This window comes from Nostoc sp. ChiVER01 (assembly GCF_034531155.1).
GTDB lineage: Bacteria > Cyanobacteriota > Cyanobacteriia > Cyanobacteriales > Nostocaceae > Nostoc.
The window spans coordinates 101,392-123,749 of sequence record NZ_JAVRBS010000010.1 but is presented as its reverse complement, the minus strand read 5'-3'; the positions used below and the strand labels follow the sequence as shown (position 1 = coordinate 123,749).

Annotated in this window: 20 protein-coding genes; 12 read left to right on the top strand and 8 right to left on the bottom strand. The window is 41.4% G+C overall.

The window, feature by feature from the left end; genetic code table 11:
* Position 1 precedes the first annotated feature (1 nt).
* A complete protein-coding gene (locus RMY00_RS15450; protein WP_322648374.1) occupies positions 2 to 325 on the bottom strand; it encodes a type II toxin-antitoxin system RelE/ParE family toxin in 324 nt (107 codons plus the stop codon).
* 91 nt (positions 326 to 416) lie between these two features.
* On the opposite strand from RMY00_RS15450, the gene RMY00_RS15445 reads away from it, so the two are divergent.
* Both RMY00_RS15445 and RMY00_RS15440 read left to right on the top strand, forming a co-directional pair.
* Positions 417 to 659, top strand: coding sequence for a type II toxin-antitoxin system Phd/YefM family antitoxin (locus tag RMY00_RS15445; protein ID WP_416212070.1), 243 nt, complete (start codon positions 417 to 419; stop codon positions 657 to 659).
* Positions 656 to 964 carry a Txe/YoeB family addiction module toxin gene (locus RMY00_RS15440; protein WP_322648372.1) on the top strand — a complete coding sequence of 103 codons (309 nt, stop codon included), beginning with the start codon at positions 656 to 658 and terminating at the stop codon, positions 962 to 964. Before RMY00_RS15445 ends, RMY00_RS15440 begins: the two co-directional genes overlap by 4 nt.
* A gap of 1 nt (position 965) precedes the next feature.
* On the opposite strand, the gene RMY00_RS15435 is transcribed toward RMY00_RS15440, so the two are convergent.
* A complete protein-coding gene (locus tag RMY00_RS15435; RefSeq protein ID WP_322648371.1) occupies positions 966 to 1,664 on the bottom strand; it encodes a YdcF family protein in 699 nt (232 codons plus the stop codon).
* Between the two features lie 310 nt (positions 1,665 to 1,974).
* Between RMY00_RS15435 and ctpB the strand changes: the two genes are divergently transcribed.
* Both ctpB and RMY00_RS15425 read left to right on the top strand, forming a co-directional pair.
* A complete protein-coding gene (gene ctpB / locus RMY00_RS15430) occupies positions 1,975 to 3,315 on the top strand; it encodes a carboxyl-terminal processing protease CtpB (protein WP_322648370.1) in 1,341 nt (446 codons plus the stop codon).
* Positions 3,316 to 3,457: 142 nt separating this feature from the next.
* Entirely contained in the window at positions 3,458 to 4,447 is a 990-nt protein-coding gene (locus RMY00_RS15425; protein WP_322648369.1) for a glycosyltransferase, read from the top strand.
* Between the two features lie 137 nt (positions 4,448 to 4,584).
* Here the strand turns inward: RMY00_RS15425 and RMY00_RS15420 are convergent, their stop codons facing one another.
* The 4 genes from RMY00_RS15420 to RMY00_RS15405 form a co-directional block, all read right to left on the bottom strand.
* Positions 4,585 to 7,215 carry an EAL domain-containing protein gene (locus RMY00_RS15420; protein ID WP_322648368.1) on the bottom strand — a complete coding sequence of 877 codons (2,631 nt, stop codon included), beginning with the start codon at positions 7,213 to 7,215 and terminating at the stop codon, positions 4,585 to 4,587.
* 526 nt (positions 7,216 to 7,741) lie between these two features.
* A complete protein-coding gene (locus RMY00_RS15415; protein ID WP_322648367.1) occupies positions 7,742 to 9,535 on the bottom strand; it encodes a ShlB/FhaC/HecB family hemolysin secretion/activation protein in 1,794 nt (597 codons plus the stop codon).
* Between the two features lie 308 nt (positions 9,536 to 9,843).
* A complete protein-coding gene (locus RMY00_RS15410; RefSeq protein ID WP_322648366.1) occupies positions 9,844 to 11,619 on the bottom strand; it encodes an SWIM zinc finger family protein in 1,776 nt (591 codons plus the stop codon).
* Between the two features lie 120 nt (positions 11,620 to 11,739).
* Complete coding sequence (locus RMY00_RS15405; RefSeq protein ID WP_322648365.1) at positions 11,740 to 11,898, bottom strand: hypothetical protein; 159 nt, start codon at positions 11,896 to 11,898, stop codon at positions 11,740 to 11,742.
* A gap of 272 nt (positions 11,899 to 12,170) precedes the next feature.
* Between RMY00_RS15405 and lpdA the strand changes: the two genes are divergently transcribed.
* The 4 genes from lpdA to RMY00_RS15385 all read left to right on the top strand — a co-directional run bounded on the left by lpdA (position 12,171) and on the right by RMY00_RS15385 (position 16,347).
* Positions 12,171 to 13,595 carry a dihydrolipoyl dehydrogenase gene (lpdA, locus tag RMY00_RS15400; protein ID WP_322648364.1) on the top strand — a complete coding sequence of 475 codons (1,425 nt, stop codon included), beginning with the start codon at positions 12,171 to 12,173 and terminating at the stop codon, positions 13,593 to 13,595.
* Positions 13,596 to 13,692: 97 nt separating this feature from the next.
* Positions 13,693 to 14,583: an indole-3-glycerol phosphate synthase TrpC gene (gene trpC / locus RMY00_RS15395; RefSeq protein ID WP_322648363.1), complete on the top strand. Its 891-nt coding sequence runs from the start codon at positions 13,693 to 13,695 to the stop codon at positions 14,581 to 14,583.
* A gap of 243 nt (positions 14,584 to 14,826) precedes the next feature.
* A complete protein-coding gene (locus tag RMY00_RS15390) occupies positions 14,827 to 15,078 on the top strand; it encodes a DUF5340 domain-containing protein (RefSeq protein ID WP_190914598.1) in 252 nt (83 codons plus the stop codon).
* Between the two features lie 600 nt (positions 15,079 to 15,678).
* Positions 15,679 to 16,347 (top strand): carbonic anhydrase, encoded by a 669-nt coding sequence (locus tag RMY00_RS15385; RefSeq protein ID WP_322648362.1) that lies wholly within the window; start codon positions 15,679 to 15,681, stop codon positions 16,345 to 16,347.
* A gap of 179 nt (positions 16,348 to 16,526) precedes the next feature.
* Here RMY00_RS15385 and RMY00_RS15380 read toward each other — a convergent pair whose 3' ends face one another.
* A complete protein-coding gene (locus RMY00_RS15380; protein ID WP_012410519.1) occupies positions 16,527 to 16,685 on the bottom strand; it encodes a YqaE/Pmp3 family membrane protein in 159 nt (52 codons plus the stop codon).
* A gap of 141 nt (positions 16,686 to 16,826) precedes the next feature.
* Complete coding sequence (locus RMY00_RS15375; RefSeq protein WP_322648361.1) at positions 16,827 to 17,174, bottom strand: translation initiation factor; 348 nt, start codon at positions 17,172 to 17,174, stop codon at positions 16,827 to 16,829.
* Positions 17,175 to 17,404: 230 nt separating this feature from the next.
* Between RMY00_RS15375 and trpB the strand changes: the two genes are divergently transcribed.
* The 4 genes from trpB to RMY00_RS15355 all read left to right on the top strand — a co-directional run bounded on the left by trpB (position 17,405) and on the right by RMY00_RS15355 (position 21,943).
* The gene (trpB, locus tag RMY00_RS15370; protein WP_322648360.1) at positions 17,405 to 18,640 is read left to right on the top strand and encodes a tryptophan synthase subunit beta; all 1,236 of its coding nucleotides are present in this window, start codon (positions 17,405 to 17,407) and stop codon (positions 18,638 to 18,640) included.
* 664 nt (positions 18,641 to 19,304) lie between these two features.
* Positions 19,305 to 20,327, top strand: a complete 1,023-nt coding sequence (locus tag RMY00_RS15365; RefSeq protein ID WP_322648359.1) for a CAP domain-containing protein — start codon at positions 19,305 to 19,307, stop codon at positions 20,325 to 20,327.
* A 348-nt stretch (positions 20,328 to 20,675) separates the two neighbouring features.
* Positions 20,676 to 21,224, top strand: a complete 549-nt coding sequence (locus RMY00_RS15360) for a CAP domain-containing protein (RefSeq protein WP_322648358.1) — start codon at positions 20,676 to 20,678, stop codon at positions 21,222 to 21,224.
* 89 nt (positions 21,225 to 21,313) lie between these two features.
* The gene (locus tag RMY00_RS15355) at positions 21,314 to 21,943 is read left to right on the top strand and encodes a ribonuclease H-like domain-containing protein (protein WP_322648357.1); all 630 of its coding nucleotides are present in this window, start codon (positions 21,314 to 21,316) and stop codon (positions 21,941 to 21,943) included.
* The last annotated feature ends 415 nt before the right edge of the window (positions 21,944 to 22,358 follow it).

Here is a 22,358-nt window from a genome sequence, read left to right as displayed (position 1 = left end):
CCTAATGGTAATCGACTATTTCAACTCCTGATGCACCCTGGAGTGTCCATATAAAGCAAATTCGATATTGGTCATTAATCCGAACGCTATGCTGACCTTTACGTAGGCGTAGCCCGTCGTAGACATCGCCTTTTAGTACTTCTAACCTGTTGCCTGGTGGAACTTTAATATCATCTAGAGATAACGCTGCATTAAGTTGATCTAATTTTCTACGGGCAACTTCCCAACAGTATATAGGACACTGCTTTCGAGCTTCCTTTGAGTCATTGCCATCAAAAATATCTTCAGTTTCTTTGTCCTTAAATGATACTATCGTAATTAGCATGATGACACGGTTATCATGCTACTAAAAAACGAAGTGATTTTTTGTAGGATGAGTAAACCAAATTAAAATTATCGTGAGCTAAAAAAGTATGATGTCTTCGCTTCCCGTCAAGGACGCTCAAAATAATTTACAAGAGATCATCGACCAAGTTGCAGAGCAGGGTAAACCTGTGATCATTCGAGGCGATCGCGGTAATGCGATTCTGCTTGCGGAAAAAGATTGGTCTGCAATTCAGGAGACTCTTTACTTATTATCTATCCCTGGAATGCGAGAATCCATCAAAGAAGGACTAGCAACCCCGATCCAAGAATGTGATGGAGAGTTGTATTGGTGAGTCAGCCAACGTCTGAGGAGCCACTTCCAAACCCCCAAGGTGCGAGCTGGAGGTTGATTTACACAAAACAAGCGCAAAAAGACGCGAAGAAATTAGCTTTTAGTAACTTAAAGGAAAAGGCCGAGGAATTACTCGCAGTCCTTCAAGACAATCCTTTTCAAAATCCTCCATCTTATGAAAAGCTGGTTGGTGACTTATCAGGTGCTTATTCTCGTAGGATAAATATACAGCATCGGTTGGTATATGAGATCATCGAATCCGAGCAAGTAGTTAAGATAATTCGCATGTCGACACATTACGAGTAAGTTATCTCCCTACCCCAACTTGGTGTTCACAATGAAAACCTCGATTCTTCCAAGCTTGCATATCTACTTCGGTAAGTCTTGTTACATTTGAGCATTGCGGTTGAATAATTTGGCTAAAAATCGCCCAAAATAAGCTGCGTGTTACATCTAATCCAGTTTTGGCCCAAGATTCATTGTTACCAGGAACACCCAACTCCTCAACAATCTCTGTCTCAACCCAAATACCATGAGCGCCCAAGAGAATCTGTGCCATCCATTTGGCTCTGGGTAAATGACTTGGCGAGGTAATCAACATGACTTTATGCACTCCCCAACGTCGCAAAATTGGAATACCATAATAGAAATTTTCAAAGGTAGAATTCGCACAGTTTTCTAACCAAACGTTTTGTAACCCTGCTAATTTCGCCTGAAAAATCAACCATATACAGGGGTCTGGGGAACCATGAGAAATTAAAATTGGGGTTTGCGGGTATTGTTTTGCTTGTTGGGCAACATAGATTTCTCGATGAATACTCCCACCAAGCACAAAAAAGGCATCTACTGGCTGCGAAGAAGCAAAAACTAAGGTTATAGTGGTAAAAATCAGCCAAACGCCTAAAACAAAATACAATCCAATAGTTAGTTTTTGTAACGATTGCCACAGATTAGTAAAAATTTTTTTAATAGAAATTAATGATTTGATGGTAGATTTACGTTTCATGACTTAAGTAAGAAAAGCTGATTTAATGGTTGTCTAACAGTACTGTAATTCAGTGATCAAAGTGCTATCTTATAAAAGTAATGAAAAAGTACAAAAATGACGCTGATTAAAGTGTCACATGTTCAGTATAGCCTTCCGGAGAAGGCTAACAAACTGAGAAATGGTTGTTAAGAATGCAGTATTTTCGGCATCATTCAACGATAAAAATGATGAAGGGAGCAGAGCTTAGTTTGGGGTATAAAAACTTAAAAGTTTCTTGAAAGCCTGATTGCTAAACTTGTCAATAACACAATTATTTCAGCTAATATACATGAACCAATCTGCGAAAAGTTACTCACCGCTCCAAGTAGCCTTGATTGGTGGAGCGATCGCCACTACTGCTACTATGTCTTTATTCGGCACCGCTTGGACTCGTGGTGTCCGGGCTGCTCTAGCCCTACAAGACAGCCCGAAAGTGATAGTTGACCAAGTGTGGCAACTCGTGAACCATGAATATGTTGATGGCAAATTTAATCAACAAGATTGGCAAGCAACCAGACAAAGCCTGTTGAGCAAAGACTATTCTTCTCGGGAAGAAGCTTATGCTGCCATCCGCGAAGCTTTACAAAAGTTGGGAGATCCTTACACTCGATTCATGGATCCCAAACAGTTTGAAGCCCTGACTAGCCAAACATCAGGGGAAGTCTCTGGTATTGGCATTCGCATGGAAGTGAACGAAAAAACTCAGCGCCTGACTGTTGTCGAAGCCATAGAAAATTCTCCGGCGCTGAAAGCTGGGATCAAAGCAGGCGATGAAATTTTAGCAATTGACGGCAAACCCACTCTGAAAATGAAGGTGGATGATGCTTCTAAGCTAATTCGTGGCAAAGCGGGTACTCCCATCAAGCTAAAGCTGGGACGGCCGGGGCAAACTGCCTTTGATGTGAAGCTGACCAGAGCCAGTATTGAAGTGCCAACGGTACGTTATACCCTCAAGCAAGAAGGGAATCGCCGCGTTGGCTATATCCGTTTGCGGGAATTTAGTGCCCACGCCGCAGACCAAATGCAACGAGCCATCCGCGATTTGAACACTAAGAAAGTTGATTCTTATGTTTTGGATTTACGGGGAAATCCTGGCGGGTTGTTACAGGCGAGTATTGAAATTGCCCGGATGTGGTATGACAACGGCGGCATTGTTAAGACAGTAGACCGTGTGGGCGGTACTGAAGAAACTAAAGCCAATCGTACTGCTTTGACAAATCGTCCTTTGGCGGTCTTAGTGGATGGTAATTCAGCTAGTGCTAGCGAAATCCTCACAGGCGCACTTAAGGATAATAAGCGGGCAGTAGTCGTAGGTGGTCAAACCTTTGGTAAAGCCTTAGTGCAGTCAGTTCATGAACTCGCAGATGGTTCCGGCTTGGCTGTCACCATAGCCCATTACTACACTCCGGCAGGAACGGATATTAATCATAAAGGGATTGCCCCAGATATCAAGCTAGACTTGACAGAGGCACAAGAGCGGCAATTGGCTTCTAATCCAGATTTAATCGGGACTAAGAGCGATCCACAATATGCCCGGGCGATCGCAATTTTATCAAATCGTAACTTTGCCCAACCGCCAGCAAATCAGCCCACTCGACCCATGAGCCGCGCCGATAGCCTAAAATTTTAGGTGAGTGACTTGTTTTTAGGTGTTTATATAGTAGTATCCCCAAATCCAGATTTTTGGAGTTATGAAAACTGCTTGATATAGCCTTCTAGGATTTTGGATTGGGAATACTAGTTAGTAATCTCATCTCTAAAATCTCAGATTTATGAATCATCAGCCAGTTGATGCAACCACCGCCACCAGTTTTTTACCAATGGTGTCGGTGGTTGTTCCTATTTATAACGGTGAGGCGGATCTACCAGAGTTAATCAATTGTCTGTTGTCTCAAACCTACCCGAAAGACCGGGTAGAGTACTTGTTGGTTGACAATAATAGTAGCGATCGCACTCTCAACATCCTCAAAACATCTGCTGAAAATTGCCCCATCACAATCCGCCCATTGAGCGAAAACCAAATTCAAAGTTCATACTCTGCTCGTAATACTGGGATTCGCGCCGCTACGGGGGAAATTATTGTTTTTACCGATGCAGATTGTCGCCCACAACCGCAATGGTTATATGCATTAATTAAACTTTTTGTCAACAAAGAAGTGGTAATTGTCGCTGGTGAAATTTTGGCACTACCAGGCACAACTCTGTTAGAACAGTACGCAGATCGTCAAGAAACTTTGTCGCAAAAGCATACCCTTAACCATTCCTTTCGTCCCTATGGTCAAACGGCTAATTTAGCGATTCGACGCATTGCCTTAGAAAAAGCGGGTTTATTTCGTCCCTATCTGACCACTGGTGGCGATGCCGATATTTGCTGGCGGATTTTGGGGGAAAACATCGGGCGTTTGGAATTTGCCCCGAATGCGATCGTTCAGCACCGCCACCGCGCCACACTTAAAGAACTGCAAAGTCAATGGCGGCGCTATGGACGCTCAAATCGCTATCTGCATGAACTACACGGTGTAGATTTGATGCGAGATATTACACTCAAAGAATGCTGCTATCGTTTGGCACGTTGGTTAGTCAAGGAAATACCAAGGGATATGAAAAAGGCGTTGGCGCAGCCCGCCGCAGGCATCGCGGGTAAAGCCACCCTTGCAGATTTATTAAATACTCCCATTGGTTTGTTTACTGTTAGGGCGCGTGCTGTTGGGCAACGAGACGCCAAGTTGCCAGAAAATGCCAAGATAATTGAGCGACTCTAACAATAAGCTAACGCGCTTATATATTGCATGCACTATTTTCTGTGTAGACCGTCATTAGTCATTAGTCAAAAGTGTTTATTAAGGACAAAAAACAACCTCATTAGTAAATGTGCAATGTTTATTTGTGTAACAGCTTATTAGGTTGGTTGTTTACTTTCAAGGATTTCTGTTGCTTTCTGGACAGAAAGTGGTCGGTAGAATAAATAGCCTTGTACATCCTCACAATTAATAGATTTCAAGAACTCCAGTTCCTCTTCTTTTTCTACCCCTTCGGCTATCAGCTTCAATCCTAAGCTGTGTCCCAAAGTAACTATCGCCTTGATAATATGAGCTACTTTGACATCCTGCGTTAAATATTGAATAAAAGATTTATCTATTTTCAGATTGTGGAGTGGCAAAAGCTGTAGACGCGAGAGCGAGGAATGACCTGTACCAAAGTCATCAATGGAAAGGCAAACACCCATCTGCTGTAGATTCTTTAACACCGTTTTGGTAAAATCTAAATCCTCAATGGCTGTAGTTTCCATAATTTCTAATTCTAAAAAGCGCGGCTCCAGACCCGTTTCTTCTAAAACTGTAGCTATAGTCTCTACCAATTTGGGTTGACGGAACTGCTTAAGAGAAAGATTAACAGCCATCGTTATAGGTGGCAATCCTGCATCTTGCCAGATTTTATTTTGAATACAGGCTGTCCGTAGCACCCATTCGCCAATGGGGACAATTAATCCACTTTCTTCGACTAGGGGAATGAAAACACTGGGTGCGACCAATCCCATCTCTGGGTGCTGCCAGCGCAATAGAGCCTCCATACCAGTAATTTCTTTTGTAATAATGTTTACGCGAGGCTGATAGTGTAGCGTAAATTCATTACGTTCTAGGGCATAGCGCAAGCTCTTTTCTAAAGTCAGGAGTTCAGGATTTTTAGCACTGAGAGAAACACTATAGAATTGGTAGTTATTCCGCCCTTTGTCCTTGGCGTAGTACAAAGCGGCATCTGCGTGCTGAATTAGGGTTTCGGCGTCAGGACTGTTGCTATCAAGCAACGCAATACCGAGGCTGGCAGTCACATAAAGTTCATGGTCTTGAAGATAGAAAGCATCCTCCAATGCCTGTAATATTCTATACGCCACTAATGTTACCTCTTCAATATCATTGACTCGCGGGAGTAAGATAGTGAACTCATCACCTCCCCAACGTGCTATAGTGTCCCCGCTTCTGAGTGAGCCTTGTAATCTTTGAGCGACGCTTTGTAACAATTGGTCTCCCAGAGTGTGCCCCAAAGTGTCATTAATCACTTTGAAGCGATCCAGGTCGAGGAAGATCACAGCTAAACTATCACCATTGCGAGTGACGTTGGGGAGAGTTTTATTAAGCAGCTCATTAAATAGTAGGCGATTGGGCAACCCTGTCAACATGTCATGTAGGGCTTGATAGCGAATCTTTTCTTCTACTTGCTGACGTTGCCGTGCACCAATGATACTGGCGGCCATCGTCAAAAGGGTAGATTCTTCGTGCTTTGACCAATGACGCTCAAAGGTGCAGTCTGCCAAGCCAAGATAACCCCACAACTCATTCTCCAAGCAAAGAGGTACCAGGAGAAGGGATTGAATGCCATCTCGAATCAGAAATTCTTGTTCGGCAGCAGGAAATTGTTGAGTCAGTCCACTAATCGACTTGCCGCTAGAGAGAACAGTGTACCAACGAGCTAATCCAGAACCTTGATAAGGCTGATTCTGCCAATATTTGTAAGTAGATTCAATAGAAGGATGTGTCCATTCAAACCCCAAGCTGACTACTATTTCTCCTGTAGCAGGATGGAGATGGTTCTGAAAGAGATAGGCACGATCTGCTTTGGCAGCTTCACCTAAAACAGCTAGAGCTAGATCAATACCAGTTTCATAATTCATTTCCCCAAGCAAATAATTGGCAGCTTCTGCGACTGCCTGTAGCAAGCGATCGCGCTGACGTAGTTCAGCTGTGGCTTGTTTTTGCTCTGTAATATCCCTAATAATAAAAGTTCTAATTAAATCACTTTCAGGTAAGTAAAGAACAGATTGCTCAAAAACTTCTGTACCTACTTCAACCTCCCGCACAAAAGAATTTTTTTCTAGATTATTTTTACTCAAAAGTCCTGTTAAAATCGGGTGTTTTGTTCCAATTTCCCTAAGTTTGGGAAACTTAAGAGCTGCGGCTGGATTAAGATAAGTGACTCTTCCCTCTAAATCCATCTCAATGATTGGATTGGGGATGAGTTCAGGGAAGGATGCGAGACGAGCTAGAGCAGACTCACTAGCTAGTTCAAAGCTGGGATCGATAGCTAAGGTTTGAAAAGGATTGGCAGGACTGCCTTGCTCTGATAAGAAACCAGATAAGTCTTCAACATCAAAAGATTCAGAAAATGCTTGTTCTGAAATGTTAGAAATAGCATAATATTTAGCTTGAGCTTGATTACTGCCAAAGGCAATGACATCTCCACTTCTAAGATTATGGGAAAAGCATTTAGTACCATTGACAAATAAGCCGTTAGTACTCCCTTTTCCCTTATAGTTACCATCAATAATCTGAAAGCCATATTGATCAGTCTCTGGAACAGTTACTCGCAATAAAATTGCATGTTGCATTGATACTGACCGGGAAGACAAGATAATAGTGTTTGCGGGATGCCGCCCTAGAGAATAAGTAGTCTCTTGCAAGGGGACAGTTCGCCGGCCTTGGAGGTCTTGAATGACCAACAGATGGCGTATTTTTTCCCGCTCATTTCCTAGCATGGTTGTTCCTCAATCTTTCATATTTTTAGGTCTTTAGTCTGAATAATCCTACTCCCACAAGTTCCAATACTGTTAGGTTAAGGTTAACCTTTCTTAAAAAGCAGGGCATTCAGTTTTGCGGTAGAAGCTCTAGCTGTTTTCTCTATTCATACATAATTTATAAATTTTCCCCCTTTGTCCATATCGCTTAAGCTTGTCTTTCTTAGGATACCCAGAATAAAATCAAACGCTGAATAGAACACTTGGTATATTTGCGGATTTTTATTCTGAGTGGTGGGAAAACTCTGAATGAAATAAATAAGCATCTGATTTTTATTTTTTAATCAGTCAAATAGTTCTATTTTACGGAATTAATTTTGCTCTCTAGATTAGAGCAAGGCAGGGATTAAATAAATTGGGGGCATCTCAGTAGGGAAAAATATCTAAGGATTTGAAATCGCACGCCAGTTGCTTTAATAGAGCGGGAACTCCAATTGGCGCAGCCTATGTTAGAGAAGGCAAAGGAAGGAGAATGAACCCCTAAATTTTAAAAAGGATTATAGAATAAACTAAAATATAGTCCGTTTTCTTGTAATGTTCTATCATTCGAGTTAACAGATACTAAAGGAATGCCCCAGTCAAGACGAACGGTGAAGCGATCGCCCTGTGACCAACGCAACCCCAGACCAACAGAAGCTAGAGTATTAGGGCCGGGGTTCGGGTTTGTTGCACCAGAATTATTCCAGCCAACACCAAAATCCGCAAAGGGGACAACCTGTAACGTGCTATTTATCTGGGGTAAGCGCAGAATCGGTACTTGAACTTCCGCAGAAACAAAAGTGGCGTTATCTGTCAGCAGATAATCTTGGCGATAACCCCGAACGCTATCCTGCCCACCTAAGCCAATTTGTTCTATGGGTAAGAGTGTTGTAGATGCAAGTTGCGTATTTAAACGAAGTAAAAGTAAGGTTTGAGGAGCTAAAAGGCGTGCCCACTGCGCTTGCCCTTGCCAAGCAAAAAAACGGCTATCAGGACGATTTTGATTAACTGTGGCATTCAACACATCTAAACCCAAACTGAATTGAGAGCGTAGGGCGATGACTTCGCGGCTGTTACGACTCGTCCATTCTTGGAAAAATCGCAAGGCAGATACCCTGGTGCGTCCCTGTTCATCAGCACCTAAACCGGGGAAAGGTAGTCGTACTACTCTGAAGGGGAAATAAGAGGCTTCAGTTTCCCGTCGGGAGGCTGTTAACCCAAGGGCGAATTCTTGTGTGGGAGTTTGGACTATGGGCTGACGGAATGTCAATTCGTAGTAGCGAGATGCCGATTCGATATTTAAATCTTTGAAAGCAGGTTCAATGACATCACTTGATGTAGTGCCATAGTTGAAGCTAAGTGTCCCGTTGCGGGGATTAAGAGGCAATGTGTAACTACCGTCAAAGGAGTTGCTACCATCAGTATTGGTGTATCCTAAACTCAGACTATCTCCAAATCCGAGTAAGTTGGCTTCATTCAATCGTAATCCACGGCGGAAACTGCCAACACTAGGCGATCGCCCATTATCAAGAATTATTGGACTACTAAAGGTTTGTGCCTCGCTGATTTTGACCTCTAAAAGACTTGTACCAGTCCGCGATCCTGCGGTAAGTTCAGCAGAAACGTTTTTAATCAAAGGATTAAGTTGCAAAAGTTGCAGTGCCTCTAGTAGACGTTGCCGATTCAGAGGCGCTGATGTAGCTATTGCTAATCGGCTACGGACATAATTCGGATTCAACCGCCGAGTTCCAGTTACCTGGATATCTTCTAATTTGCCTTCGACTACCTGAATTTTTACAACACCAGATTGGATTGTTTGGGGCGGGATATAAGCACCAGAAGTAATATAACCATTTTTAACGTATAAATCAGTAATTTTAGAACGTGCTTGATATACTTCAGTTAGCGAGATCGGTCGTTTAGTAAATTCAGCAGTAGCGAGGGCTAACTCTTCGGGACTGAATACTGTGCTACCAACAACTTCAAAACGTTCAACAACAATAGTTTGAGGAAGGTTGTCAGGGAGTGGATTATCAGGTGTGGGAGTTGGAGTAGAAGGTGGAAATAGTTCTGCTGGCGGGGGGAGTGGCTGTGGTGGTTCAGGTGATGGAACTGGCGAAGGTAACGGTGGTTGGACATCCTGTGGCGGTGGAAGTTGTTGTGGGATAGAATTGCTAGGTGGTAATTGTGTAGTATTAACAGCTTGAGCTTTCACTGGACTAGAAATTATGCTGCCAAGTAATAGAAGCATACTCAGTGGTAAGCAGGACACTATAAGATTTTGAGGATATTTATCAATCATCGCACCAGGCTATTTTTTGTTAGAAACTATGGGATTATTCAAAGACTGTTTCAGATGTGAATCTTACTTCATCTCTTGTCACTAAAGTTGATATCTTGCGTAAATTTCAATTTAAAAGCTAAATAAACTACTTATTGCAGACTTAAAAGCATTGATGATGTTCGAGCTGCATAAGCAAGCAGATATATTAGAATTATCTGTTGCTGCGGGAGTACGGCGTAAATCTACCTACTATTTCAATTAACAAGACTTGAGGCAAAATCCCCTTGTTAAAAGTAGGCAAACTAGCGTTTTGTTATGCTTTAGGGTTACTGCATATCCTTTTGCTGAAACATTCCCATCAATTTACGTTTACGAGCGTGGGTTTGCATCAAGTTTTGACGATAGCTTAACCAGTCAGCTTTATTTCCAGATTCTAAGTAGGCGTTACGTGCCTTTTTCAACCATTCAATTGCGTAATAATAGTATTCGGCTTTACCTGCATCCATAATCTTTTCAGCACGGTAACGAGCATTAGCAATTACCCAACTAGGATTATGAGGGATAGCAGCATCCATGACTCGGTGAATCAACTCTGAATTATAAGAACTGAGTTCACTAGCGATCGCAATTGCATCATCAATTAGCCCTTCATGCAAGAATATATCCACCTTGGCTGATTCTGTTCCCCCACCACTAACAGTACGAATAATTCTCAGCAGGTCTATTTTGACACTTTCCCAATTTTCCCCGGCCAATTCTGCCATCTTCTGGTAATCAAAAAAGGAGGGCTTCACTTGAAAAGCCGCCTTAATTGCTAATAAAGCAGCTTCACTATCACCCAATTCAATAGCCAAATCACTTGTCCAAATCCCCAATTCATACTGACACTTACCCGGTAAATTTAATCCACTCTGGGCTATATTTAGTGCTTGCTGTAATGCCCCCTGTCCACTGAGTGTTTTCGCTAGGGCAAAAGCCTCTTCCATTGAGTTCATTTGGGTTTGAGCAGCATCAATTGCTTCTTCTACCCTGCCTAAACGCCCTAGCATTGTCAGATACTGTTGGGTTTGCCCTTCCGCTTCTGCTAAATATAAGTATTCTTGGTAACGTTCCTGACGTTCGAGGATTTTTAGGCGAATTAGTGCCAAATCATCCGCGTAATCTGGCACGTCTTCTTCCCACGCTCCCCTTTCGGTAATATTACCTTGAAGAACTTGCACCAGTGGTGGATAATCCCAACCTTGGCGTAAAGCTTCCATAATCATGCCAAAATCAGCATTCCACTCATCTTGCCAAGCTTCTAAATTTATTTGAATATCAACTTTTTCTTCTGGGGTGAGTTCAGCACTGAGAATTGCTTCACACCAGGCATTATTTAATTCCTCAATAAGTTCATCATTTTCGGCACCGTATTCTGCAACATCATCCCAATTTTCCACACAGGTAGAGGTAATCGCTTCTAAAATAGCGATCGCATTCTCACCCTCTCCCCGTTCGCTAAAATCTACCGCAGTTTGCACCACACTCAGCAATTCTTCACCAATTGGATCTTCTTCGCACCCTTCCTCAAAGTAGCGCACGGTATCCTTGAGAATCTGCCGCACTTGCCGCCTAAAAGGAGCCGGATCAATAGTAATGTAGAGCAAGAGTTTTGTGGTTGTTTGCTTGTCAGTAAGATTCGTCATCCAACTTACATGGCGGTCAATCACTTCAATTAGTGGTGGGTGTTCTGTTACTAACTCTTGCAGCAGCCTTTGAGTTTGGATATAATCTAGGCGATTAAGTAGTTGTTCTAGGGTGGGGCGCTGCTCAATGTTTTCTGGGTTACGCGCACAAACAAGCATCGTCGCTACAATGTGTTTGCACCACCCGTCAAAGTTGTAGGCACAGGTGCAGTTTGCTGAGGTTAACCCACTGCTATCGAAACTCAGGTTGACATGATAAGGTTTGGCTTCATTGCCTACAACATCTGCCTGAAGCAGATCGCCACGTTGGGTAACTGTATTGACAGCACCAGCCTCATAATATGCCTCGCCCCGTTGGAAAGATTTGGCGTTGGCATGACGGCGGATAGTAAATTCACTAATTTGGGGAATAGACATCGAGCGATCGCCTGCGTAAATCTTCTGGATGAATACCTAAATCCAGCTTAGTGTTAGGCTAACGCGCTGTAAAGAAATTCAAAGTTATGGATATAGGGCAAAACAGTGCTGAGTGCTGAGTTAGGAGTATCGATAACGCTTGTAGAGACGTTGCAATGTAATGTCTCTACACACCATAACCGTCTCGGTTTTCCCCCTTGCTCCCAGCAAGAACTGCCCCTTTTCCTCTTGTTGACTTCCCCGAACGCGAACAGCGTCTCCAAGAGTTGGGGCTAACAAAGCTATCCTCAATCCTTTTGTAGTATCAAAAAAATAAGTATATAGATTTGATTATAATTACTGAAAACATCCATATTTTCGTCAGAAGCGAGTGAATCATAATTTGAAGCAACACCCGAACCTGAAATTAGTAAACAGTCAGCAGTGAACAGTTCTGATGGTCTATGGTGAGGGATTTAGAGTCAAGCAATAAAACTGATAACTGTTAAAGGGGTTGCGCTGATTGTCGGTCAAGTTGAGAATAAATAGGCGAAGCACACGGGGAAACTAACGTGAGTCAAGGATTTGATTACGATTTAGTAATTATCGGCGCTGGTGTAGGCGGGCATGGCGCAGCCTTACACGCCGTAAGTTGCGGTCTGAAAACAGCGATTATTGAAGCTGCTGATATGGGAGGAACCTGTGTTAATCGGGGCTGTATTCCTTCTAAGGCGTTGCTGGCAGCATCTGGACGTGTGCGGGAGTTACGTAATGCCCACCACCTGAAGTCATTGGGAATTCAAATTGGTAGCGTGGAATTTGATCGCCAAGCGATCGCTAACCATGCTAATAGTCTCGTCTCGAAAATTCAAGGCGACTTAACCAACAGCCTCAAACGTCTAAAAGTCGATATCATTAACGGTTGGGGAAAAATCGCTGGGGCGCAAAAAGTCTCTATTATCGGAGACGGCGGTGAAAAAACCATCACAGCCAAAGACATCATCCTTTCCCCTGGTTCAATTCCTTTTGTGCCTCCAGGGATTGAAGTAGATGGCAAAACTGTCTTTACCAGCGATCAAGGCGTCAAGTTAGAGTCTCTACCAGACTGGGTGGCAATTATTGGCAGTGGTTACATCGGCTTAGAATTTTCTGATATTTACTCAGCTTTGGGTTGCGAAATCACCTTGATTGAAGCCCTAGATCAGTTAATGCCAGGATTTGACCGAGACATTGCCAAACTTGCCGAACGGATACTGATTACTCCCCGCGATATTGAAACCAAAGTAGGGATATACGCTAAAAAAGTCATCCCTGGTTCACCAGTGGTGATTGAGTTAGCAGATTTCAAAACCAAAGAAGATGTAGATGTCATCGAAGTAGATGCTTGCTTGGTAGCTACAGGACGCATCCCAGCGACCAAAAATCTTGGTTTAGAGTCTGTGGGTGTAGAACTAGATCGGCGGAATTTTATCCCAGTTGACGATCGCATGGCAGTACTATCAGCAGGTGAAGTAGTACCGCATCTGTGGGCAATTGGCGATGCTAATGGGAAGATGATGTTGGCACATGCGGCTTCTGCTCAAGGCATCATCGCCGTAGAAAATATAGTTGGGAGGGAAAGAATAGTAGACTATCGCAGCATCCCGGCGGCGGCGTTTACCCACCCAGAAGTTAGCTATGTAGGCTTAACAGAAACCGCAGCAAAGGAGTTAGGACAAACCGAAGGTTTTGAAATCGCCACAAGTCGGAGTTACTACAAAGGAAATTCCAAAGCGTTGGCAGAAAATGAAGCCGATGGGATTGCCAAGGTGATATATCGCAAAGACACCGGAGAAGTCTTAGGTGTCCACATTTTTGGACTACACGCCTCAGACTTAATTCATGAAGCCTCAGCTGCGATCGCAAACCGTCAATCTGTCCAAAGTCTTGCACATCTAGTTCACGCGCACCCGACACTTTCGGAAGTGCTGGACGAAGCTTATAAACGAGCCATTTAGTCATTTGTTCTCTGTCATTTGTCCTTTGTCAATAAACAAGGACAAATGACCAATGACCAATGACCAATGACCACTGACAAATGACAAATGACAAATTATGCAAATCCGTCGCCGTTCACCTAACCCAGCTATTGATGTATCGATATTGCGTTATCAGGCTGTCGTACCTGATGCTGCGCCAAACAACATCTTGGAGGAAATTGTCTGGCAGAAAGAAATAGAATATGACCAAATGCGGGAAAAAGTTCCTTTGCAAAAATTACGGAAGCAGGTACTGACTGCGCCGCCAACCCGTGATTTTGTTGCCGCCTTGCGTCAAGGTAAGACTAAGCCAGCATTGATTGCCGAAGTTAAAAAAGCTTCACCTAGCAAAGGTATTTTACGAGAAGATTTTGACCCAGTAGCGATCGCCCTGTCTTATAAGCAAGGTGGCGCTAGTTGTCTTTCTGTGTTAACGGATGTCAAGTTCTTTCAAGGCAGTTTTGAAAACTTAGCCAAGGTTCGGGCTGCCGTAGATTTGCCCGTACTGTGCAAAGAGTTTGTCGTTTATGCTTACCAGATATACTTGGCGCGGGTTCAGGGTGCAGATGCTATTTTGTTGATTGCGGCTATTTTAAGCGATCAAGATTTGAAATACTTCCTTAAAATTGCTAACAACCTAAAAATGGCAACTTTGGTTGAAGTCCATAGTTTGGCAGAACTTGACCGTGTATTAGCTTTAGATGGAGTTTCCTTAGTAGGAATCAATAATCGTAATTTGGAAGATTTCTCTGTTGACTTGCAAACTACTTGCCAACTTTTAGCTGCAAGGGGTAGCCAATTGCAGGAGAAAAACATCCTTGTTGTCAGCGAGTCAGGACTACACAACCCAGATGATCTGAGTCTGGTACTGACAGCAGGTGCATCGGCTGTACTCATTGGAGAATCTTTAGTAAAACAACCAGATCCCGGCGCTGCGATCGCTCATATATTGCCGAAAAATTTTTGAAATAAACACCTTCCCCACGCTCCTTAGCATAAAGCAACTAACTGCATACAATAGTTGGTCAATTGGGTACACTATACGTGGACACGCAGCACATTGCCATCAAATATCATCATATCTTTGCTAAATCTTCATTGCTAATCAAATCAAAGCCATAAGCAACTAGTTATTTCTTATGTAACAATTTATTGATAAAAGCTAAATGACTAATACAAAATCTCAAATATGAAATCAAAAATTAACTTCATGGAGCAAATTCCTTTACCTTCTCCTATTCACTACGAACTTATACTTCAACTTTTAGAAAGACAAACCATGTTAGCTGTAAATGATAATCCAGATTTACGGCATCAGGTAAATCAACTAATTATTACTTTGCGTAAAGCTGCCGTACAGCAAAAACGCCTAGAAGAAATTTGTGAGTTTTCCTCTATGACTGTTGATCACCGTTGGTCAATCAACCATCATCAGGATAACAAAGTTGTTGCCCCCGATTGAAGCTGATAATTTAATATCTCAACCTCAGATTTGGCATCTTTGTTAAGTTAGCTTACCACCTTCAGAAAGTGTCTCTGTGTATTGAAGGAGCCAGTATTCAAAACTTCCGCCGCACTTGCTTAACTCAAATGCACAGTTTGGGGTGTGATTTAAAATCATTCTGTAAGCAGAATCTCTGCTTTGTAAAAATATCTAGAAATACTATAGGAATCTTATTTAATTTTTGAAATTATTTACGTGAGCGGGGAGTATGGAGTAGGGAATAAGGAATAATAAATTAGGCTTTTCGCTCTGTACCGAGCTTTTTCAGAAATCAAACATTAGTCTTATAGATGAGAATTTTAAATAGGTAGTCAGTCTGAACGCTTAGATTATATTTGATAAAAAGATTACTTGACTTTAGCTAATTTTTTAAATTTATACATATTTTTTTCTAATTTTTAAATTGATTGCTTACAATTTATACAATAATTTTATTAATGCTATAGAAAAAATCTCATCTTTATAAAAATTTTAGATGGATAAAAGCTCATATTGATTTATAGAAAACTGTAGATCAGCTAAAATATTTATGAGATTATCTCTCGAATTTGGCGAAAGATGAAATATAACAGTATTGATGAACTCTTCAGAAATAATCAGGCTTGGGTTGCTGAGAAACTAGCAATAGATCCAACTTACTTTCAAGACTTATCTCAGGGACAAACACCACCTTTTCTATACATTGGATGTTCTGATAGTCGTCTGGCATTAACAAGTTTTACTCGTACAGAACCAGGAGAGTTATTTGTACACCGTAATATTGCCAATCAGATTTCTTTGACAGATATAAACTTTTTAGCGGTCTTAGAATACGCAATTTTACATCTTAAAGTAGAACACATTATCGTTTGTGGTCACTACGATTGCGGAGGAATTAAAGCAGCTTTAGAGGGGAGAACTATCGGAATTCTTGATAACTGGGTAAATCCGATTCGGGAACTGTATCTACAGAAACAAGAAGAAATTGATGCCTTGCCAACAAGAGAAGAACGTTTGAATCGTTTGGCAGAAATAAACGTTGTAGCGCAAGTAAAAAATCTTTACCAAACTTCTATCATGCGTCAGGTACTATATGAGCGAAAAGCGCCTATGGTTCATGGCTGGGTGCTAGATATAAGCACTGGGTTAATCAAAGATTTGAACGTCTCAACTGTGCAATGGCAATTGCACATTTGCCCCTTGCTTCTAGAGTTTAGGCTGTATGCTATGTTAAAAAATGAGAGCTAATTCGGTATTAATCGACACACAAAAACCCATATCTTTAGATTCCAAAGCTTTAGCCAAGGTAGTCATCTTGCAGGTAATTTATTTTTCTCGTTTTCATACTCTGCATAAAAATGTATTCATTGAGGCTCTAACTCAACTTATCACTGTATTCAGAGCCTCAAACCTACCCCTACAAAGAATTATTTCTTAGCAATTATCCATACTGCGTGAATAATCCCAGGAATGTAACCAAAAAGTGTCAAAACTATATTAATCCAAAAATCTATACCAAAGCCTACTTGCAAAAAAACTCCCAGAGGCGGCACGAAAATGGCACACAAAATCCGAACTAAATCCATTTAAACCTCCTATTCATCTCTCAAAAAACAGCTTGTTGGCAAAGTTATTCACCAATGCTCAAGCATATTTGTACCTTTCAAAGATAACATTTCCTCTCTTAATCTAGGTCACGGTTAAGATGCGGTAAACCGCACTCAAGATTAGCCACCGCTAATTTTAGCTTTGTAACCTAGTTTGCTCAAAATCTCGACAATTTTTTGCTTGTGTTCGCCCTGGATTTCAATTTCGTTGTCTTTAACTGTCCCACCTGTGCCGCATTGGGTTTTCAACTGCTTCACCAAATCAGCCAAGGTTTCTGGTTTGGCTTGAAAACCACTAATCACTGTAACGGTTTTGCCTTTGCGTCCTTTGCGAGAAGCTTGGACTTTGAGATTTTGTTGTTGTGCGGGGAGTTCTGGAATTGGTCTTTCTATGGCGGCGGAGTTATCGTTGCCAAATTCACGGTAGACAAAGCTTTTGTCAGAAGATTTGGGATTTGAAGAAGACATAAATCTTTATTAAGAAAAATTTCAAAGGCAGTGGAAACTTCTATGCAACCATTCTGCTAGGAGATCAATTTCTAGGCTAACATCACAAATCCATTGCTAAAGATTCAAAGTAATTGGGCATTTAGCATTGGGTATCGAGGAAAAATTTAGCTTCCAGTCTCCAGATATAACCTAGATATGTCCCAGACTTTCTATAATAATTAAGTCATTCCCGTTATCGAAAACAGCCCGTGACTACCACTCCCCTATCTCCAAATTCAACTGCTCAGGTTCCCGATACGCTAGGTCGCTTTGGACGCTTCGGCGGTAAGTATGTACCTGAAACGCTGATGCCTGCTCTCACTGAACTAGAAACAGCTTATCAGCAATACCGCAATGACCCTGGTTTTCAAGCAGAACTACAGCAGTTGTTACGGGACTATGTAGGACGTGCCACACCATTATATTTCGCTGAACGCCTGACTGCTCATTATGCGCGACCCGATCGCACGGGGCCACAAATTTACTTAAAACGTGAGGATTTAAATCATACTGGCGCTCATAAAATTAACAATGCCCTTGGTCAGGTATTGTTGGCAAAGCGCATGGGTAAGCAACGGATTATTGCCGAAACAGGTGCTGGACAACACGGAGTTGCCACAGCTACCGTTTGCGCTCGTTTTGGGCTGGAATGCATAATTTACATGGGCGTTCATGATATGGAACGTCAAGCTTTAAATGTGTTCAGAATGCGATTGATGGGAGCAGAAGTGCGTCCGGTGGAAGCGGGAACGGGAACCCTCAAAGATGCCACTTCTGAAGCAATCCGCGATTGGGTGACAAATGTAGAAACAACTCACTACATTCTCGGTTCGGTAGCAGGCCCCCATCCTTACCCGATGATGGTACGTGATTTCCATGCAGTAATCGGCCAAGAAACTCGCGCCCAAGCAATCCAAAAGTGGGGTGTATTGCCTGATATTCTCTTGGCTTGCGTAGGTGGTGGTTCCAATGCGATGGGACTATTTTATGAGTTTATCAATGAGCCTTCTATACGGTTCATTGGGATTGAGGCAGCAGGAGAAGGTGTCAATACTGAAAAACACGCAGCAACCTTGACGAAAGGACGAGTTGGTGTGTTGCACGGAGCAATGAGCTATCTTCTGCAAGATGAGGATGGGCAAATCATTGAGGCACACTCAATTAGTGCAGGTTTAGATTATCCCGGTGTGGGGCCAGAACATAGCTATTTGAAAGATACTGGTCGCGCTGAATACTATAGTGTGACTGATGCAGAGGCTTTAGAGGCATTCCAACGATTGTCAAAATTGGAAGGAATTATCCCAGCATTAGAAACAGCCCATGCGATCGCCTACCTCGAAACCCTGTGTCCCCAACTAACTGACAGTCCCCGGATTGTAATTAACTGCTCTGGACGTGGTGATAAGGATGTACATACAGTAGCCAAGTTCTTAAATGATGCGTAAGTATACGTAAAATCATTGAGAAAAAGCAATAAATAGGATCAACAATTCCAACACCTTATGCTACCGCAACCAACTCACGACGAGTTGGTAGCCCAAAGTTTTGTGCAAAGTTTGAGAATGCACATTTTTAGGAATATATCTCCCAATACGCTTAGTTTAGCGCCAAAAACCTTAACTGCGTAGGTTGGGCTGAGGAACGAAACCCACCAGTTTCGGTGGTTTGTTGCGTAACACTAAAGTTCAACCAACCTACGAGCATTCTTAATTAAGCCGTACTTATTAATACTTATAGTATTTATACTTAACAGTGTTAATACTTAATTATGTAATATGTTGATATTCAATCATAATTCATGATTGTGATATTTTCTTAAGTATTAATATTGAGTAGCATTATAAATATATAACTTTTTTTAACTACTATTAACTAAGTAAAAAAATATTTGTGTATTACAAAATGAAGTTTGAAAATCATACTAATGGTAGAGGAAAATTTCTTTAGAAACAGTACTTTTTTTCGTAATTTTATGCATTTTAAAGTTTACTGGTAGTTTTTGGACAAAAAACGCCATAAATAGAGGTATATAGACCTATAATCAAGTTGTCAGATTGATACTAGCTTGGTTAAGCTTTCTGGAGCTAGAGTTTCAGTTAGTTTCGGCAAATGATTAAAACAACAATCTACAGCGTTGCTTTAGGCACTATTCTTTTCAGTAGTGGGGCGATCGCTACTCCTGTAACAAATTCAACTTTTAAGCCAACATATGCAAATGTATCAAATAGCACTTTTATAATTGCAGCGTCTAGCGTTAACACTGCTGCTTTAGAAGAGGCGGTTTTCAAACAAATTAATGACTATAGAGTTTCCCAAGGATTAAAAAAGCTGACTCGTAATTCTGCTATTGATAATCAAGCCAGGATTCACAGTCAAGATATGGCTCAAGGTAAAGTTCCCTTTGGACATACGGGATTTTCAGAACGTGTTAAAGCAGTCGGTATTCCCTACAGTTCAGCTGGTGAAAATGTCGCTTCCAACTATGGATATAGTGACCCTGTGACGACAGCTGTTCAAGGCTGGCTCAAAAGTCCAGGACATCTAGCGAATATCAGAGGTAATTTTGAAAATACTGGGATTGGTGTTGTCGTTAGCAACAATGGTACAAACGAAATCTTCTTCACACAAATTTTCTTTACTCCTAAAACAACTTCTGCAACAACTCCTAAAACAACTCCTGTAACAACTCCTGTAACACCGATATCTTCAAACGTATCAAATAATACAACTCAAGTTGCAGGATCTAAGGTTGATATTGCTGCTTTAGAACAGGCGATTTTTAAACAAATTAATGACTACAGAGTTTCCCAAGGATTCAAAAAGCTGACTCGTAATTCTGCCATTGATAATCGAGCCAGGATTCACAGTCAGGATATGGCTCAAGGTAAAGTTCCCTTTGGACATACGGGATTTTCAGAACGTATTAAAGCAGTTGGTATTCCCTACAGTTCAGCTGGTGAAAATGTCGCTTACAACTATGGGTATAATGACCCTGTGACGACAGCTGTTCAAGGCTGGCTTAAAAGTCCAGGGCATCTTGCTAATATTAGAGGTAATTTTGAAAAGACTGGGATTGGTGTTGCTAGCAACAGTAGAGGCGAAATCTACTTCACACAAATCTTCTTTCGCTGATATATTTGGTAAAATTTAGGTTTTTTCTTAAATTTCCTAGACTTCAGCCTGCTAGCAAAGCTTTTGCTAGATATAGAATAATGTAGTTTCAATAACATTTGTCTATTGAATACTACATTATTTTTTTAGTAATTTATGAAAATCTTAAATTATCAGCAAAAATAACCGTAATTTTACGATGCTGATTTATTCAAGTATTGACAATTTAAAATAATTCTTTGTACTTCCTATACAAGGATGTAGCCAGATTGCCAAAATTCATCAATCCTTAATAGTATCGTGGTATATATCGTCGGAACAATAGGGTAGAGTATAAGTCTTATATCTCTACATATTACGCAATTTTCCATGTTCCGACAAACTGCTTTTGGCATCGCTTTAAGTGCGCTTGTCCTTGCTAGTGGGTTAACGACTGTTCCAATACCAAATAATCCTTCTACGAATACATCCACCCGTAATAAGCTGTTGTCGCTTTTTTCGAGTCAGGTTGCAATATCGACTCCTACTTTTAAAACTACGGAGCTAGAAAAATCCGTTTTTAACGAAATTAATCGGTATCGGGCTTCTAAAGGACTGCCAAAGTTGACCCTAAATGCAAATATCACTCGACAGGCAAGAATTCATAGTCAGAATATGGCTAAAGGTAAAATACCATTTAGCCATCAGGGATTTGAACGGCGAGTTAATGCTATCCCTATTCGCTACAGTAGTGCGGCGGAAAATGTTGCTTTCAATCAGGGATATAGTAACCCTGTGGATGAAGCTGTTACTGGTTGGATAAAGAGTCCCGGACATCTAAAGAACCTTAAAGGAAATTACAACCTGACTGGAATTGGCGTTGCTACTAATAATAAAGGCGAAGTCTATCTTACACAGCTTTTTTTTCGCACTAGATAGATTTAATTTCTGATTGTTTTGCACAATAATAATCTAGTGTCTGACAAAACTTATATTTGCTGGACACTGCTATTCTTTTTGAATAATTCATGACATTACAAGATTTTCAGGTGAGCGATCGCGATCTAGGCGACGCAGCTCTAGTAGAGTATTTAGAATCTACAGCGATCGCAGTTGATACAGAAACGATGGGATTACTGCCACAGCGCGATCGGTTGTGTCTTGTCCAGTTGTGCAACGAATCCGGGAAAGTGACTGCAATCCGCATAGCCAAGGGACAAGCTGATGCGCCAAACTTAAAAAAACTTTTGGAAACGGCGAATGTCGTAAAAGTGTTCCACTTTGCTCGCTTTGACCTTGCCACTTTGCGAGCTAATCTAAGGATTCAGGTTAGACCTGTTTTTTGTACCAAAATTGCTAGTAAATTAGCCCGTACTTACACAAATCGCCACGGACTTAAAGATGTGGTGCAAGAGTTAGAACAAGTAGAACTAGATAAAAGCTCTCAAAGTTCTGATTGGGGTAACGCCGCTAGTTTGTCTGAAGCTCAACTGAGTTATGCTGCCAATGATGTGCGCTACTTACTTAGTGTGCAGCACAAGCTAACAGAAATGCTCAAACGAGAAGAGCGTTGGGAAATTGCTCAAGAATGTTTTGAATTTCTGCCAACAATAGTTTCTTTAGATTTGTTGCAGTTTAAAGATTTGTTTGAACATTGAGCCAACAATAAACCTCTTGCAAAAGTTTTTGCTGTGGACTACAAGCATTACAAGAGGAAATGTTCTATCTTTTTATTTCTAGATTATGATTTCTCTAACCATGAGAAATCAAGATTAGACCTCTTGTAAAAATTCTTTAACACCCTACCCCTAACCTTTCACCACAAGCAAGGAGGGGATATTTTAATATAAGCCCAAGGTTGAGTGGGGTTTTCATTATTGATTTATGCAAGAGGTCTATTGCTAATTTTCTAAGTTATTTTTTGTCTAAGATCCAATATTGGAATCATTAGTGTTCTTTAGGACTATCAGATTCACTAATGGCTTCTTTGACGTTACTGGCTCCCTCTTGAATGCCTTCCTTAAGATTACTGGCTCCCTCTTGAATGCCTTCCTTAAGATTACTGGCTCCCTC

Excerpts from the sequence above, each read along its gene's own strand:
- RMY00_RS15380 (WP_012410519.1), bottom strand. The coding sequence starts at position 16,685 with ATGGATTTAGTTCGGATTTTGTGTGCCATTTTCGTGCCGCCTCTGGGA.
- RMY00_RS15450 (WP_322648374.1), bottom strand. The coding sequence starts at position 325 with ATGCTAATTACGATAGTATCATTTAAGGACAAAGAAACTGAAGATATT.
- RMY00_RS15355 (WP_322648357.1), top strand. The coding sequence starts at position 21,314 with ATGACATTACAAGATTTTCAGGTGAGCGATCGCGATCTAGGCGACGCA.
- RMY00_RS15365 (WP_322648359.1), top strand. The coding sequence starts at position 19,305 with ATGATTAAAACAACAATCTACAGCGTTGCTTTAGGCACTATTCTTTTC.
- RMY00_RS15360 (WP_322648358.1), top strand. The coding sequence starts at position 20,676 with ATGTTCCGACAAACTGCTTTTGGCATCGCTTTAAGTGCGCTTGTCCTT.
- RMY00_RS15385 (WP_322648362.1), top strand. The coding sequence starts at position 15,679 with ATGAAATATAACAGTATTGATGAACTCTTCAGAAATAATCAGGCTTGG.
- RMY00_RS15425 (WP_322648369.1), top strand. The coding sequence starts at position 3,458 with ATGAATCATCAGCCAGTTGATGCAACCACCGCCACCAGTTTTTTACCA.
- RMY00_RS15420 (WP_322648368.1), bottom strand. The coding sequence starts at position 7,215 with ATGCTAGGAAATGAGCGGGAAAAAATACGCCATCTGTTGGTCATTCAA.
- RMY00_RS15435 (WP_322648371.1), bottom strand. The coding sequence starts at position 1,664 with ATGAAACGTAAATCTACCATCAAATCATTAATTTCTATTAAAAAAATT.
- ctpB (WP_322648370.1), top strand. The coding sequence starts at position 1,975 with ATGAACCAATCTGCGAAAAGTTACTCACCGCTCCAAGTAGCCTTGATT.
- RMY00_RS15410 (WP_322648366.1), bottom strand. The coding sequence starts at position 11,619 with ATGTCTATTCCCCAAATTAGTGAATTTACTATCCGCCGTCATGCCAAC.
- RMY00_RS15390 (WP_190914598.1), top strand. The coding sequence starts at position 14,827 with ATGGAGCAAATTCCTTTACCTTCTCCTATTCACTACGAACTTATACTT.
- RMY00_RS15445 (WP_416212070.1), top strand. The coding sequence starts at position 417 with ATGTCTTCGCTTCCCGTCAAGGACGCTCAAAATAATTTACAAGAGATC.
- trpC (WP_322648363.1), top strand. The coding sequence starts at position 13,693 with ATGCAAATCCGTCGCCGTTCACCTAACCCAGCTATTGATGTATCGATA.
- RMY00_RS15415 (WP_322648367.1), bottom strand. The coding sequence starts at position 9,535 with ATGATTGATAAATATCCTCAAAATCTTATAGTGTCCTGCTTACCACTG.
- RMY00_RS15375 (WP_322648361.1), bottom strand. The coding sequence starts at position 17,174 with ATGTCTTCTTCAAATCCCAAATCTTCTGACAAAAGCTTTGTCTACCGT.